Annotated in this window: 13 protein-coding genes; 6 read left to right on the top strand and 7 right to left on the bottom strand. The window is 58.5% G+C overall.

Annotated features, from left to right (window positions below; translation table 11 throughout):
• Nucleotides 1-4: 4 nt before the first annotated feature.
• Nucleotides 5-577, bottom strand: coding sequence for a Uma2 family endonuclease (locus J2Z49_RS09035; protein ID WP_307402304.1), 573 nt, complete (start codon nt 575-577; stop codon nt 5-7).
• A 238-nt stretch (nt 578-815) separates the two neighbouring features.
• Here J2Z49_RS09035 and J2Z49_RS09030 point away from each other — a divergent pair, with 238 nt between their 5' ends.
• A complete protein-coding gene (locus J2Z49_RS09030) occupies nt 816-2,561 on the top strand; it encodes an NAD+ synthase (protein WP_307402303.1) in 1,746 nt (581 codons plus the stop codon).
• Nucleotides 2,562-2,622: 61 nt separating this feature from the next.
• On the opposite strand, the gene J2Z49_RS09025 is transcribed toward J2Z49_RS09030, so the two are convergent.
• The 4 genes from J2Z49_RS09025 to J2Z49_RS09010 form a co-directional block, all read right to left on the bottom strand.
• Nucleotides 2,623-3,993 (bottom strand): bifunctional diguanylate cyclase/phosphohydrolase, encoded by a 1,371-nt coding sequence (locus J2Z49_RS09025; RefSeq protein ID WP_307402301.1) that lies wholly within the window; start codon nt 3,991-3,993, stop codon nt 2,623-2,625.
• Nucleotides 3,994-4,343: 350 nt separating this feature from the next.
• Nucleotides 4,344-4,475, bottom strand: a complete 132-nt coding sequence (locus tag J2Z49_RS09020; RefSeq protein ID WP_307402299.1) for a cyclic lactone autoinducer peptide — start codon at nt 4,473-4,475, stop codon at nt 4,344-4,346.
• A gap of 21 nt (nt 4,476-4,496) precedes the next feature.
• Nucleotides 4,497-5,126 carry an accessory gene regulator ArgB-like protein gene (locus J2Z49_RS09015; RefSeq protein WP_307402298.1) on the bottom strand — a complete coding sequence of 210 codons (630 nt, stop codon included), beginning with the start codon at nt 5,124-5,126 and terminating at the stop codon, nt 4,497-4,499.
• A gap of 7 nt (nt 5,127-5,133) precedes the next feature.
• The gene (locus J2Z49_RS09010; protein WP_307402297.1) at nt 5,134-5,610 is read right to left on the bottom strand and encodes a hypothetical protein; all 477 of its coding nucleotides are present in this window, start codon (nt 5,608-5,610) and stop codon (nt 5,134-5,136) included.
• A gap of 314 nt (nt 5,611-5,924) precedes the next feature.
• On the opposite strand from J2Z49_RS09010, the gene J2Z49_RS09005 reads away from it, so the two are divergent.
• The 5 genes from J2Z49_RS09005 (at nt 5,925) to J2Z49_RS08985 (ending at nt 13,131) form a co-directional block, all read left to right on the top strand.
• Nucleotides 5,925-6,089 carry a hypothetical protein gene (locus J2Z49_RS09005; RefSeq protein ID WP_307402296.1) on the top strand — a complete coding sequence of 55 codons (165 nt, stop codon included), beginning with the start codon at nt 5,925-5,927 and terminating at the stop codon, nt 6,087-6,089.
• Between the two features lie 637 nt (nt 6,090-6,726).
• A complete protein-coding gene (locus J2Z49_RS09000) occupies nt 6,727-9,279 on the top strand; it encodes a DUF4350 domain-containing protein (RefSeq protein WP_307402295.1) in 2,553 nt (850 codons plus the stop codon).
• Complete coding sequence (locus J2Z49_RS08995; protein ID WP_307402293.1) at nt 9,276-10,202, top strand: ABC transporter ATP-binding protein; 927 nt, start codon at nt 9,276-9,278, stop codon at nt 10,200-10,202. The genes J2Z49_RS09000 and J2Z49_RS08995 overlap by 4 nt, the downstream gene beginning before the upstream one ends.
• On the top strand, nt 10,199-11,257 hold the full coding sequence (locus J2Z49_RS08990) for an ABC transporter permease (protein WP_307402292.1): 1,059 nt from the start codon (nt 10,199-10,201) through the stop codon (nt 11,255-11,257). Before J2Z49_RS08995 ends, J2Z49_RS08990 begins: the two co-directional genes overlap by 4 nt.
• Nucleotides 11,254-13,131 carry a hypothetical protein gene (locus tag J2Z49_RS08985; RefSeq protein WP_307402290.1) on the top strand — a complete coding sequence of 626 codons (1,878 nt, stop codon included), beginning with the start codon at nt 11,254-11,256 and terminating at the stop codon, nt 13,129-13,131. Before J2Z49_RS08990 ends, J2Z49_RS08985 begins: the two co-directional genes overlap by 4 nt.
• Before the next feature lie 26 nt (nt 13,132-13,157).
• Here the strand turns inward: J2Z49_RS08985 and J2Z49_RS08980 are convergent, their stop codons facing one another.
• On the bottom strand, nt 13,158-14,162 hold the full coding sequence (locus J2Z49_RS08980) for an anti sigma factor C-terminal domain-containing protein (RefSeq protein WP_307402289.1): 1,005 nt from the start codon (nt 14,160-14,162) through the stop codon (nt 13,158-13,160).
• A gap of 2 nt (nt 14,163-14,164) precedes the next feature.
• Nucleotides 14,165-14,644: an RNA polymerase sigma factor gene (locus J2Z49_RS08975; protein WP_307402287.1), complete on the bottom strand. Its 480-nt coding sequence runs from the start codon at nt 14,642-14,644 to the stop codon at nt 14,165-14,167.
• Nucleotides 14,645-14,933 lie beyond the last annotated feature (289 nt).

Genomic DNA, 14,933 nt, shown 5'->3' with positions numbered 1-14,933 from the left:
AATATTAAGGCATTTGTACAAGTAGCTCTGCTACCTCTATTTTAAGTCCGTCGAGAAGAGCGGAGGTCACCACCCCCTGGCGCCTCACTTGCTGGTGCAGTATGAACCGGCCATCCTTGTTCAGGTATATTTCCACCGTTTCATCTTCCGGGTCCACGATCCAGTATTCCTTTACCCCGTATCTTTCGTAAACCCTGTATTTTTTCCGCAGGTCATAATAGGCGGTGGAGGGGGAGAGAATTTCCACTACCAGGTCGGGGGCGCCGTTAATTTTATTGTGTTCGATAATATGGGTTCTTTCTCTGGATATAAAGATGATATCCGGCTGGAAGGTTTCCTCGTGATTAAAATAAACATCCACGGGAGAAACCAGAATGGTGCCCCTGTTTTCTTTTGCCTGGTAATTCAGGAGATGGCCTAACAGGCGGACCAGGACGAGTTGGTGAAATGTAGATGGAGAAGGTGTCATAACCAGCTTCCCTCCGATCAGCTGGTAGGGTGCGCCTTCAGGCAGCCTGGCGTAATCTTCATAGGTGTATAACTCTTTTTGGGGGATCTCAATGGAGGTCGAGTTCATTAACATAATAACCTCCCGAAAGGTATTTACAGGATGCATATCCTGTCCGTTGGGTATGTTTATCCGGCTGCTGCTGCGAACCTCCTGTGCTTCTATTATAACTGTAGTTTCCTGCTTTTGCATAGTACCCACCCGGCCTTGCAAGTCATTTTTGTTTTTGTTAAAATACGGGCAGAGAAACTATCAGGGCAATGAGGCCCCGGCCATACGCTTTTTGAGCGGAGGGCGGGGTTTTATTATGGCCACAGAAAGAGGGTTCCAGTACATGCGCATAGCTCTAGCCCAATTGAATCCCACCATTGGGGACGTCGGCGGCAACGTGGGTAAAATGAGGAGGGTCGTAGAGGCGGCCCGGCAGGCCGGCGCGGATTTAGTGATCTTTCCGGAACTGGCGGTAACGGGTTACCCACCCCGGGATCTGCTTTGCCGGGAAGGCTTCCTGCACCGGGTAAAAGATGCCCTGCAGGAAGAGGTGGCCCCTTTGAGCCGGGGACCGGCCCTTTTGGTGGGCGCCCCGGTCAAGGGAGAAGGGGACTTTCTTTACAATGCCGCGCTGCTCTATGCAGGAGGAAGTTTATTCTTCCGGCAGGACAAGAGTCTGCTTCCCAACTACGACGTCTTTGACGAAAGCCGGTATTTCAGGCCTGCCCGGGAAAGGGCTCCGGTGCGGCTGGGGGATTTTAACCTTGGCCTGACCATCTGCGAAGACATCTGGAATGACAAGGACTACTGGAACCGCCGGCTTTATGAAATAGACCCCGTGGAAGAGCTGGTGGACAAAGGGGCGGACCTGATCATAAACCTGTCGGCCTCCCCATATCATTACGGCAAGATCGGCCTGCGGGTGGACATGATCCGGAGCATTGCCAGAAAATACGGCCGCCCCCTTATTTATGCCAACCAGGTGGGGGGCAACGATGAACTAATCTTTGACGGTTCCAGCCTGGCCGTGAACCCCTCCGGCCAGGTGGCCTGCCTCGCGGCCAGTTTTGAGGAGGACGTGGTCCTGCTGGAAGTAGCAAGAACAGGCGCCATGGGGGTGCTGGTGAGGACGATGGGGAGGCTCCGCTGCCCTACCGGGGAACCGGTGGATGCCGCGCCGCAGCTTTACCCCTGTCTGGAAGTTTCCCCCGGACGCCTGCCCGGGGAAGACACCGGCTACGTTTACCGGGCGCTCGTGCTGGGAATCGCCGACTATATGCGGAAGACCGGTTTCAGAAAGGCCGTCATCGGCCTGAGCGGAGGCATTGATTCCTCCGTCACTGCCGCCCTGGCTGCCGCGGCTCTGGGGCCGGAGAACGTGCTGGGGGTTTCCATGCCCTCCCGCTACTCCTCTCCCGGCAGCCGTTCCGATGCCCGGAAACTGGCGGAAAACCTGGGCATTGCCTTCCGGGAAGTGCCTATCGAAGGAATGTTCAGTGCTTTTCTGGAAGCCATGAATCGGGGTGGCGACCCGTACGGAGACCTGGCGGAGGAGAACATCCAGGCCCGCATCCGGGGCAATATCCTCATGTTCATTTCCAACCGGGAGGGCTACCTTGTCCTTACCACCGGCAACAAGTCCGAGATGGCTGTAGGCTACTGCACCCTCTACGGCGACATGTCCGGAGGGCTGGCAGTGCTGGCCGATGTGCCCAAGGTGATGGTTTACCAGTTGGCCCGCTATATCAACCGGGAGCGGGAAATTATTCCCCGCAGCGTGTTGGTTAAGCCCCCTTCGGCGGAGTTGAAACCGGGCCAGGTGGACCAGGACTCCCTCCCTCCCTACGAGGTGCTGGACGCCATCCTGCAGGCATACATCGAAGAGGAGAAGTCGGCTGATGAAATTGCCGCCCGTGGTTTCGACCCGGAGCTGGTCAGGGAAGTAATTCGCAAGGTGGACCGGGCCGAGTACAAGCGCCGCCAGGCTGCGCCGGGCCTGCGGGTGACCTCCAGGGCCTTTGGTACGGGCCGGCGTATGCCCATTGCCTGGCGGGCAGGGTAGATTTCGGATTACAGGAGTTCAGGCTGCCGGTGTCATTTTAAGCACATTCATGAGCGAGTGATTACCTGCTACGCGCCTCCTGTTTCATGATGATTTCCGTGAACAACTCCACCAGGTGAGGGTCAAACATTTTCCCGGCTTCTTGTTTTAAGACCATACACGCTTCCCGGGGGGTTTTCGCCGCTTTATAGGGGCGGTCTGTGGTCATGGCGTCAAAGCTATCGACAATGCGTAAAATACGGGCAAAAAGGGGGATTTCTTCCCCCGCCAGCCCGTCCGGATAACCCGTACCGTCGTAATTTTCGTGATGGTGACGGATCAGCGGGACAATGGCCGAGAGCAGGGTAAGGGGGCGGACAATGTTCCCGCCCCAGTCAGGATGGTTTTTAATCATCTCCCATTCATTTTGATCAAGTTTGCCGGGCTTGTTCAGTATTTCCGGTGGTATCTCAACCTTGCCTATATCGTGCAGGTACGCACCGCACTGGAGCAGGCTGACATGATTCGGGGGAAGCCCCATCCTCTCCGCCAGGGCTACGGCGTAACCGGCCACCCGCTCGGAATGTCCGAAGGTATAACGGTCCCTGGCGTTAATAATGGTAAGAAGGGTTTTTAATGAATTAAAGAGCTCTTTTTCCGAGTGGCTAAAGGCGCGCAGTTCGTCCACGACAGAGAAGTACAGGTGGGTTTTCCGGCCGTATTTGGCCCGGTAAAGGGCGTCATCCGCCACCCGGACCAGTTCCCGCGCGGTGGTACCGTCCCCGGGATAGCAGGCTATGCCCGAGGAGATGGTCATCCTCCCTGCCGGCAGGTTTTCGGCACCTTCGAAGGGAAAACCGGCCACCTCCCGCTTGATCTGCTCGTCCAGTTCCCGGGCTGCCTCCCGGTCCACCCCGGGCATGACTACTACAAATTCTTCTCCTCCATAACGGGCCGCAAAAGAAGGCTCCTTTACCAGCCGGGCCAGTATACGGCCGATGGTGGCCAGGACTTGATCACCCTTCTGGTGACCGAAGGCATCGTTATAGAACTTGAAGTAGTCTATGTCCATCATGATCAGGCTTAAAGGCCTGCCGGTTTTTTCGGCTTCTGTCAGGCGGCAGCGCAGTTCTTCCTGGAAGTACCGGTGATTGTACAATCCGGTCAGGCCGTCGGTATTGGCCAGGTGGATCAGGCTGTTCCTGGTTTCGGTTTCGATATCCGTAAGCCCGCCGATAAACCACCCCGCCAGGACGATTACACCGGCATTGACCAGATCTATCTGGAAAGCCCGGGGTGAAAAAGAACGCAGGATGGGGAATAAATCGCTGATAAGCACCACGCAGCTGGAAAAGGCGGCCACTGCCACCCCAACCTTTTTACCCCAGGTGGTAGCGGCGATAATTACCGGTATAAGGAGAAGGGATTTAGTTGCCGGAAAGGCTACAGACAAAGAAAGAGTAAGGGGTAGTAAAATGCAAATTATTAATAATTCGCTTATATGAGGAAGATACGTTACTTTTTGGTAACCAATTTTATTGATTAAATATAAAATAATAATTAGAGTAATTGTTACTAAAAAGATTGACCAGGAATTAAAAAAATATATGTATGTTTCCCACGGTGAAAAATTATATAAAGCTGGTATTGCCAGTAATGCTAATAGAATACATAGGATCTGCGTACAAGTGATATGCTCCGTTATATTTCTTTGTCTTTTTTCTTTCCATGTGATCATAAAAATACCTCTCGTAGTATAAAAGGCTTTTAGGAGAGGAAACCTCTCCTAAAACGCTGGAAACGCTATTTTTTCAGAGCACGAGGTACTTCTGGTTGGTAGAACCATGATACGCACGTAGGTTTTATACTCACGGTGGCAACAAAAAGTAACACACTAAAAAGGGCAGATAAAGCACCAAAGTATAACCTCTTCATTTGGTAGAATCACCTCCCCACTCAGGTGAATTTTAACAGCTTGTCTAACCTGGCTACAAAGCGGTGGCCGGTACGGGTCAGGGAAAATACCTGCCACAGCATACCCATTTCAGCAGCCAGGATTAGTGCCGCCATATTAGAAGCATGGAATCCGAGCAGGACAGATTGAAGCGTGACAATGCCTGCCACTGCTGATACGGAGAGGTAACGGAAACGTTGCCGTTCCCGTGGTGAGGTAATGGGCTTGGCCGGGGAATCCACCGGTGCCAGCCGCCAGACAACCGCAAAAGCCAGTGCCCCGCCGGCCAGAATTACCAGGGCCAGTAATGGGCGTGGAAAGAATGGGGTGAGATGGGTTGCCAGCGTTCCAAACAAGGGGACAGTCAGGATACTTAAAATAGTACACCGTGCGGGCGATGTACAATGGGCGCCGCCGGAAAAAGAGCGCAGGAATGCGCTTACAAAAAGTGTTGCCAGGGCGGCCGGCAGGCATCCTGCCAGCCATGCCACCAGTGATATGCCCAGCATGGAGATGACGGTCTGAAAGAGGAGCAAGAGACTATAGGCCGCAATCTCTTCCTGCTCTTCTGTTAGCGCCAGGGTTTTGCGCAGGTAACCGGCAAATTCCCGGGAGGGACTAAAACGAACCATCTAGGCATCACCTGGATGCTTGTTTGCCGTTCCGCTGGTTGAAATAATTTTTCACCAGGGCCAGCATTAATAAGGCAACCTCATAGGGAAGGCTGAAAAGGCCTCTTAACAGAGGGTTTTTAACTGCCTGTTCATATGAAAGGTTGCTTATCGCCATTAATGGCTTAACGCTTATCAGTTCTACGGTAAAAATAACAATAAAACAAATTATGATCGCAAGAAAAACCCTGCTGAGCCTGGCACCCGTGACCAGCCTGGTGTAAGCTGCCAGGGAAATGGTCAAAATCACCGTGTGCATCCCAAAGGCAATGGGCAGTAAACGCACCAGGTTGGTGACTGTCTGTAAAAGGGCTACCGCTGCGATTTTTTTCCATTCCAGCGGCAGGCCCAGGAGGGCAAAAACGGCCATGGCCATGACAATACTTTCAGGCAGGTCCTGTACGGGTAATGCCAGCAATGCCTGGGGTAATGTTTCTCCAAACATGTTTTAAGGTCTCTCCAGGTAGGAATAACCAGCCTTTTTACTTTTGTTTCGTCATAAAACAAGAAATTCCTGCCACCCGGCGAAAAAAACAAAAAATTTGCGGTAAAGTAAAAAAACATCTGCCCTCCCTGCACCTGCTAAGCCCCAAAATGAATTCTTGCCCGGAGGCACAGGTTGTGATATACTGAAAATACAAATAATTGTGTCAACGGTGACACGGGATATGGCGACGGCGCCCACGGGCCGGTCCAGTAATCAGGGCTACCGGCAGTGGGCGTTTTTTGTCGGCAACCAGAGGAAAGGGGGGAATTGAAATGACCGGGTGCCCGCTGGCCTATACCGACCCCTGCAGTGCCTGTGCCCAGTACGGTAACTGCTGCCCCAGCCAGGCGGTACAAAAGCTACAGCTCCTGGAAAGCCAGCTCCGGGAACTAAAGCGCCTTCTGGAGCAGATTATGGCCGGGAAGCAGGCAGGTTAAGGTCTAATTGTCTTTGCCACTCCGAGGGTGTAGTGGTCAACTGCTCGCTGATGAGCGTGGATTTCCCGGTGGGGAATCATACTCTTTTTTGATCTTTTACGGTCAGTTGACCCGGGGAAAAGTTATGGATGTCAAACAGAGGTCGCGGGTACAGGTATTGTCCCGCGACCGGCTTTTTTAGCTACAAGCCCGCATAATATTGCCGGGACAATTTTCCCCAAAAATTTGCCCGGCAATGGAACCAGAGGACCATCCGGTTCGTCTATGATATAGAGGTATGAGATGGTACAGGGATGTGCCGGGGGAGAAGGCCGGGTCTGGCCGGGTTGATGCAGGTGCCAGGCTTCACTGCACTTTAGCTTGCAATTAGCTAAAAGGGGAGAACAGGATGGGTTTATTACGAAAGCCTGGTTGGAATGAGCAGGATGAAACGAAAGGGGTGGGGTCAAAAGGGTTGATGTGGCAAAACTTTTCCCAACGGTTAACTGAATCGCTGGCGGGAAATCAAATTTTTTGCGCGCGTGGGGGCCAGTATCGGCCTTTGCCGGCAGTGAAAGGTTGCTGCCACGGTGTCGCCAGACAATTTTTCCGGCGACTGCCGGCGTGGCGCTGGCTGGCCGCCATACTCACCCTTGTAATGCTCTTTTGTTTTTCCCGGGTGGTTTTTGCTGCGCCGCCGGCGGCAACTGCCCGGTCCGGTCCCGTCAAAATGAACGTGGAACCGGGCTGGCGGGGACAGGTGGTGCCGGGTAGTACGGGTCCGGCGGTGGTAACCCTGAAAAATACCAGCGGGCGGGACATCAGCGGTGTGGTGGAAGTAATCAACCACTATAAGCACCAACCACCTCCGCCGCCCGGTTCTCCACCCGGTACCAAACCGGGGCCGCCCATTTTTATTCCCGCCTCAGCCTTTGGCGAGAAAGTTTCCCTGCCCGCCGGTGCGGAAAAGCGGGTGGTGCTATGGTTTCCCTGGCATGGTCCCGGGGACAAGATGATCTTCCGTTTTCTGGAGGGGCAAAAGGTCCTTGGAAGCGTAGAAATGAATGTACCGGGCAGTGCGGGTATGATATCTGGTCCCACGGCAGGTGCCGTCGGGGTGCTCGGGCAGGTGCCTCCGGCGCTGGAAAAGGTGCGCCTGACCATGCCCGACGGTGTTCCCCGGGCTCCCCGGCTAATACCGCTTACAGCGGACCTTTTTCCCCGGCATGGTGAAGATCTGAATGCCTTTGCCACCATTTTCGTTACCGGTTCCGGGGCGGGTACCCTGACGGAGGAGCAGCGGCGCGCCCTGGCCGAATGGGTGGAACTGGGAGGGCACCTGGTGCTGGCCGGCGGATTGGAGGTCAACGAGACCCTGGCTGCCCTGCCGGCCGGAGTCACCACCATCAGCAGCCGGGGGATAACCGGCCGTAATAACTGGCAGCCGGCGGTGGCATGGTTACAACAGCCTGCCCCCGGCGTTGCAGTTGCTCCCGCGGCCCGTCTGTCCGGGAAGGGGACCTGGTGGGGTCCGGCGGAAAGTCCCCTGGGGCTACAGGAAGATTACGGTAGCGGCAGGATTACCGTACTTACCTTTGACCCCAATCAAGAGCCCTTCAATCACGGCGCCCTGGGCCGGGCCCTGTGGGAAAGGCTCCTGATGGTAAGGGGTCGGGAGGAGTACAGGTTCAGCCCCAGTTTCCCCATGGCCCGGTTGGGGAACATATCTTACCTGCCCAATAACCTGCCCCAAACGGCCTTTCCCCGCTGGTGGATGGTGGGGATCTACCTGCTGTCCTTTGTGGTGGTGGCCGGGCCGTTAACTTATCTGTTGTTACGGCGGCTCAAACGGCCCGAATTCACCTGGCTGGCCGTACCACTTTTGGCTGTGGTCTTTACCGGTGGTCTATATCTTTACATGTTATGGGCGGGAACCAGTGTACTGGTCAATACGGTCCAGGTGGCCGATGCCGCCACCGGGGACCGGGTTCAGGGATGCACGGCCGTGGGCTTTTTTGCACCAACCCGGCCCACTTTTACCGCCACCCTGGCCGGTCCGGATCGTCCGGTGCAGGTGCAGACCTTTGGGGAACGGCCCTGGGAAATTTACGGCCCGCCGGCAGAGCCGCCCTATACCATTGTCCGGGGAAACGACCTGGAGGTGCGTTTCAGCGATGCATCCCAGTGGACCATGCGCACCCTTGCTTTTCGCCAGGACATGGCGGAGGCCGTTGCCGGGCTGACGGCAAAACTGCGGGTGGAAGGGTCCCGGCTGACCGGCACGGTGAAGAACGGTACCGCCCTTCACCTGGACCACGTTACCCTGCTGCTGGGCGATGATTACCGGGGTCTGGGGGACCTGGCGCCGGGTAAGGAGGTGGCCGTGGATATGCCCATTCCCGTGCCGCCTGCTTACAATCCCCAGGGGATGCCCCGTCCCAACCTGCCCACCTGGCAGATTTTCCTGCAACCGGGTGGTCGCAGTGATAAGAGTAAAGCTGGGGCTCCCCCGGGGGGGCATTATCCGCCCGATTATCAACCCTCGCCCCGGCCGCTGACCGTGGAGGAGCAGCGGCGGGCCATGATGCTGGACCAGTGGCTGGGCATGTACCGCTACGGGCCGGTGGAGAACGTGAGCCAGCCCCTGACCCTGGTGGCCTGGACCCACGACCCGTTGCAGGACGTGGAAGTGAAAAACCTGCGGGCCAAAACCCACTACCTCAGCATGATTTTCCTGCACCCGGAACTGGCGATCCCCAGAGGTGCTTTTGACTTACCCGCGGGCCTGGTTGTGCCTCAACCGGTGGATATGCAGGTGCGGGGCATCTCCGGCCATAATAACCTGATTGGCCTGGATGGCGGTTCCATTACCTATGCCTTCCGGCCGGGTTTGCCTGCCGGGGCAAAAGTAGAGGAAGTTACGGTAGAACTGCCTTTCTTCCCCACCCGGTCCACTCCCGGTATGCCCAAGGGGGCCGTGGGACCGCCTTCTTCCCATCCGGAGGATGTCGCTCCGGGAGCGCTGGAAGTGTATCACCCCGGGCGGGGGCGCTGGGAGCCGCTGGCAGGGGCCAAAAGTTTTACCCTGCCTGGAGAATATGCCAGGCCGGGCGGGGAAGTACTGCTGCGGGTAAATGGCGAGAGCTTTTCCTCCGGGAGAGGATTTTACTTCCTGCCGCCCACGGTAGCCTACAGGGGGGTGATGGAATGATCCGTACCAGCGGGCTGGTTAAATACTACGGAAGGGTAATGGCATTGCAGGGGCTGGATATGACGGTGCCTCCGGGGGCCGTTTACGGGTTCATCGGGCAGAACGGGGCCGGTAAAACCACCACCCTGCGCATCCTGGCCGGGCTGCTGCTGCCCGACGGCGGCGCAGCCGAAATAGCGGGCTACGATGTGGTGCGCCATCCCCGGGCAGTGCGGGGGGTGGTGGGGTATATGCCCGATTTTTTTGGCGTGTACGACGACCTGAGAGTGGGGGAATACCTTTTGTTTTACGCCGCTGCGTACGGCATCCGGGGCCAGCGGGCGGCCAGGTTGCGGGATGACCTCCTGGAACTGGTGGAACTGGGGGACAAGCGGGAGGCCTTTGTTGACACCCTGTCCCGGGGGATGCAGCAGCGCCTTTGCCTGGCCCGCTCCCTGATCCACGATCCCCAGGTTTTGCTCCTGGATGAGCCGGCCAGCGGTCTGGACCCCCTGGCCCGGGTGGAAATGAGGGAAATATTAAAGGAATTGTGCCGTCTGGGCAAGACCATCATTATCAGCAGCCATATCCTTTCGGAGCTGGCGGATCTCTGCACCCACATCGGTATGGTTACGGCCGGCCGGATAGTGCGCCAGGGGCTTTTGCACGAAGTGCTGGCCGCCGCACACCGGCGGAATTTTATCGTGCGCTGTTACGGGTCCCTGGCCCCGGCGCTGGCCGTCCTGGAAGCGTGGCCCGGCGTGGAAATCATCAATACCACGGAGGAACAGGTTGAATTCAGCCTGTCCGACGGCCAGGCCCAGGCGGCGGCCCTGTTGAAGGAGATGATCTCCAGTGGGGCAGCCGTAACCCATTTTGCCGAGACACAGCAGAGCCTGGAGGATACCTTTTTGCTGCTGGCCAGGGAGGGGGGCGAAGCATGAAAACATTCCTCCGGAACCAGTGGGAAGGACTGCGCAACGGCCTGGTTCCCATGCTGGGCAAGGAAATGCGTGGCCGTACCCGGGGACTGCGTTCTCCTTTGTTGCTCAGCTTTTTCCTGGGGTTGATGAGTGCCGGTACGTTGGCCTTTCTATGGCTCATGACCGATCGCACCAGCCAGATCATGCCTCAGGTGGGCCTGAACCTCTACAGCCTTCTGGTCCTGGGCATGATCCTGCTTCTGGCCTTTATTGCCCCGGCCATAGCCGCGGGAGCCATCAGCGGCGAGCGAGAGAGACGCACCTATGATCTCCTGCTGGTGACCAGAGCTTCTTTAACGGGAATTGTCCTGGGCAAGTGGCTGGCCTCGGTGGCCTACCTCCTCTTCCTGGTGCTGGCTGCCCTGCCGGTGCTGGCGGTGGTCTTTCTTTTCGGCGGGGTACCCCTGACCAACATGGGCATGGCCCTGGTGGTAGCCTTAACCACCGGTTTGGGCTACGGTGCCCTGGGCCTGGCCCTGTCGGCCATTTTGCGCCGCAGCCAGGCGGCCACTATTGTTTCCCTGGTCCTGGTCTTTATGCTGGTCTTTGGTTCCCTGGTAGTGGCAGGAGTGGTCAGTGCCGGCAGGCAGCCGGCGGGAGATATGCCCGTACCGGCTGGTGAGCCGTGGCAGTCCGTCCCCGGCCCACCCTGGTATGTTTACCTGAGCCCTCTGGCGGCCCTTTCCCCGGCCCTGCCCGGTATGGAAAATGAAGGGCTGTCCATGAGCGGCCGCATCCCCCTGGTGGGAACGCTGCTCAACGAAATCATGCGCCAGTTCCAGACGGGTCCGGTGTTCGGGACCTCTGCTTACGGGCCGGGCTACCCGGGCGTATATCCCGGGGCCCCGGTAAGGGCCGGGTTACCGTCCTGGGCCCGTTTTGCCCTCTGCCAGGGAATACTCGCGGTGATCTCCCTGGTAGTATCGGTTCTGGTCATTGCCCCCCGCAAGCCCTGGTCGGTATGGCTGGCCTCCCGGCGGGCCAGGGCCAGGGGGCAGGGAGGGATTTCGTTATGATCAAAAGCTTCCGCGGTATGTTGATGTCTTGCCAGAAAAAGCGCCATGGCTGGCCTCATGCCGACCTGGCGGATGCCCTGTCGTCGCTGTTGAGGCGGGTGCGCACCCGCTACCTGCTGGAGAGCCTGCGTCTGGCTCTTTTGTGGGGGATGGCCCTGGCTGCTGGGACACTGGTGTTGCTGCGGTTGACGCCGGTAGGCTTGCCGGGCCTGTGGGCCGCCGTAACGGGCGGAGCTTCGGCCTTGCTGGTGGTTGCCTGGCGTGCCTATAGACGTCCCGATGCCCTGGATGTGGTGCGGGTGGCCGATTCCCTTGGCCTGGACGGGCGTGCCATCACCGCCTATCGCCTCCTGGCCCGGCAGTCCCCGCCGGATCCCTGGGCCCGGGCGGCGATAGGGGAATCCCTGGCCGCCTGCCGTGAGCTGGGTCCCAGGCTGGAGCGCATCTACCCAATCATGCCCGCCGCCGGGCCCTGGGGGCATGCCAGCCTGGTGGCAGCGGTGTTGCTCGTCCTTTCCCTGATGCCCAACCCCCTTGCTTCCCATTGGGACGCCCGGCGTGAAGAACGGGCGGCCCTGGCGGAGGCGGCCAGGCAGTCCCGGCTGGCGGTGGAAAAAGTACAGCACTTAAAGCTTGGTGCCCAGAATTTGCTGCCGGAAGAAGTGCGCCGTGAGCTGGCCGCCCTTCCCCGGGCAGTGAGCAAGGCCCGGAATAGGATGGAGGCAGCTACCCGGCTGGAACGTTCGAGCCGGGAGCTGGATGATCTGCTGAGGGGCCTTAACCCCGGCGCCCGCCGGGATGTACGGGAACTGGCGGCCCTCTGGGAGCGCAAAAATGACCGGGTTTTAAAGGGCTTAGCAGCCGCTTTAGAAAACGGAGATGCCGCAAAAACCCAGGAGCTGGCCCGCCAGCTCTTCGGGGCGGCTGACGGGAAAGAAAGGGAAGAGCGGGCCCTGGCCCTGTTCCAGGGGGCGGAAGCGGTGAAAACCCCTGCCCTTCGCCAGAGCCTGCGGGATGCGGCCCGGGCCATGCTGGGGGGCAAGGACGGCGGTGAGGGTGATCCGGCGGGCAGTTCCCAGGGGGTAGGAGGCGGTAAGGGTAATCATTCCGACAGTGCCGGTGAAGCCCTGGCCTCTGCGCTGGGTGAACTGGCGGAAACAGCCCTGGCCGCTTCCCGGCTGGCCGCGGCATCCTCCGTCTTTAACGGCCTGGCCCGGCAACTTGCTGCGGGGGCTCCGGCATCTGCCCTGGCTATGGCCGGAAACGCCGGTTATCCCGGCGGTCCGGGAGCCGAAATGGCCGGGGCCGGCGGTTACCCCGGTGGAGCCGCAAATCCGGCAGGTGCAGGGACTGGTGCGCCGGGGGCGGCAACCGGAAATGCTGGGGGTACTGGTGCTGCCGGGAGCGGCAATGCCGGCGATGGCTACTATGCTTCCGGGAGCGGGGCCGGAAGCACCGGTCAGGGTCAGGGCACGGGAGATCGGACCGGCGGCGGTAACGGTGGTGGAGAGAATACCGGTTCCGGTGGACGGGGCAATGGAGGCAATGGCATCGGTAGGGGTGGTGGCGGCAACGGGACGGGCGGCCAGGGGGCCGGTCATTCCGGCGGAGGGATGGAGACAATCTATGCACCCTCCTTGCTGGGGGGCAGGGGGGAGGAATCCCGGGTGGCCGGGCAGGTGCGTCCCGGTGAAGCCGGCGAACAGGTGGGCCTGCACCAGTCCCCCACGACCCTGGGGGCCATACGTCCCTACAGCGAAGTTTATGCTGCGTATAAAGCCGAAGCCCGGGAATCGTTGTCCCGGGCGCCCCTGCCGCCGGCCCTGCAGTCCCTGGTCTGGCAGTATTTCGAGGGGGTAAAACCGGAAGAATGAAGCCGGCTCCATCCCCTGTGCCCCTGCTACTCCCTCCCGGCGACCGCCCCTACAACGGCTGCGGAAACCACCGGGTTATCCTGCAATTTTAAAAGATCGGCCGGTTTGCCGCAAACCACCAGGCCGTAGTAGCGGATGCCGTTCTTCTGTAGATAATCGGCCGTGCGCTTGAGCAATTCAGAAGAGTAACTGGGAATCCCGCTTAAACGCCGCAATTCTTCGGGAAATTTTTCTTCGGTAAACCTTAGCTCCGCGTCCTCCCCGTCCCGGAAACCGCCCAGGGGAAGGCCCACCAGCCGGTGTGCCAGGCTATGCGCCGCAAATGGGCTTTTCTTGCCCGCCACCGCAATTTCCTCGTTGCTGTAGGCGGAGATGGCGCCCCAGAGCGGCTCCACCCCCGCGGGAAGCAAGGCGGTCATCTCTTCCCTGGTGAGCAGGCGGCTAAAGGACAGGGCCATTTCTACCGTTTTATCGGCGGGTATTCCGTTCAAGCGGTCGAACTGGCGGGGAAGCTGTTCGTGGGTTACCGCCGGGTGGAAAAACCTTAACCGCGGGACCGCGCCGGGCAGCAGGTATTCCCGGCCCCCCGCCCGGAGCACGGTCTGGTCCGGGTCCCGGAACATTTCCCCGCCCCAAACCTGGTATTCCACCCTGGTGGTGCCGACGTAAACGGGGTGGTCGCCGACCATCCGGACCAGGAGGTATTCCCTTTGCTGCCCCAGCCAGCCCACATCCTGGCAGGAGCCGCGGACGGCAATGGTGTTGGGGGTGCTGTACCGGACCAGGTCGGGGTAATAACTATCGATGCGGTTCCTCTGCTCGTTCAGGAGGTGCCTGGTCCACACAAAAAGGAGCGCGAAACTGACCACCATCACCCCCAGGGCAATCAGGATCGTGCGTAAGGCGCTGCGCCACCGCACCCGGTGTAAAAAGCGCCGCTCATCCAAAAAAAACTGTTCTTCTTCGCCCCCGGCCAGTCCTCCCGAAGTTTCACCTTCTTTTTCGCCCATGTTCAACTCTTTTTCGGTCATGATCAGCCCTCCCAGAGCTTTGTGTATTCCTCTTTAAACTTCTGCCTGGCCCGGAAGAGCCTCACTTTGACGGTGCCGGGCTTCATCTTCAGGGCTGCGGCCATCTCTTCCGTGCTCAGGCCCAGGTTATACTTCAGCGCCAGCAGGGTCCGCTCCGGGGGGCTTAAGCGGTTCAGCGCAGCCACCACCGCCTCCCGGACCGCCCCGGCGAGCGCGGCTTCCTCCGGCCCCCGTGCCCCGTCCGTCAGCTCTTCCGCAGGAAAATTCACCAGCACCACCCCCTTGGGGGAGCGGCGCAGCCAGTCAATGTACTTGTGGCGGGCGACAGTGAAAAGCCAGGCCCTTAACTTTCCCGGCCGCACCCCGTCCAGGTGGAGGTAGGCCGCCACCAGCGTCTCCTGGGCCAGGTCCTCGGCATCTTCCCGGGCCAGCCCCAGGCCGCTGAAGTAGTGGTAAATCAACCGGTACAATTCCTGCCACAAGGGGCGCCTCTCCTTAAGGAACTTTTTACCTGCCGGCCTGATCACATCCGGCGCGGCGTTTTTAATGAAAAAGAATTCTTTTTCATTATATAAAGACGGTGGGAAACCAGAAAAGGTTACAGGAGATTTTACAACAAAAAAGAGGGGGGCAATAAAAAAGAATATCTTCACCATCCCCTATCCACAATTTTTCCCCTAAACTTCCATGATAATTTTTATCACAACCCACGAATGAAAATCGAGTCAGCTAGACTTTCCATTACCAACTTTTTCTGCCATACTGGAAGGT

This window comes from Desulfofundulus luciae (genome assembly GCF_030813795.1).
GTDB lineage: Bacteria > Bacillota > Desulfotomaculia > Desulfotomaculales > Desulfovirgulaceae > Desulfofundulus > Desulfofundulus luciae.
Note: the sequence above shows the minus strand (reverse complement) of the source record. Positions and strands in the feature narration are given on the sequence as shown.